We start from the raw sequence: 343 nt of genomic DNA, 5'->3' as shown, positions 1-343 counted from the left end.
ACTTAACTATCTACGTGATTGATGTATCAGCAGGCGATAAGATTCCACGTAAAGGTGGCCCAGGCATTACTAAGTCCGATCTGTTGATTATCAATAAAATAGACTTGGCTCCACTTGTTGGTGCTTCGCTAGACGTAATGGATCAGGACTCAAAGAAGATGCGCGGTGAACGTCCTTTTGTTTTCTCAAACCTTAAGAAAGCTGAAGGTCTAGACAAAATTATTGATTTCATTATTAGCGAAGGCATGCTTGAGGCCAAAGAAATTCCACCTGCAAAAGCCGTGGTTTGAGTGCTTGACGACTTAGAATAGAATTAGACTAACTTAGGAGAACACAATGAAAT

The 343-nt window shown here is 40.5% G+C and carries 1 protein-coding gene; it reads left to right on the top strand.

The window, feature by feature from the left end; all coding sequences use genetic code 11:
• Positions 1 to 290 (top strand): GTP-binding protein (locus A3763_RS17600; RefSeq protein ID WP_304440826.1); only part of this gene is annotated, 290 nt, incomplete at its 5' end.
• Positions 291 to 343 lie beyond the last annotated feature (53 nt).

Source organism: Oleiphilus sp. HI0128 (genome assembly GCF_001635365.1).
Note: the sequence above shows the minus strand (reverse complement) of the source record. Positions and strands in the feature narration are given on the sequence as shown.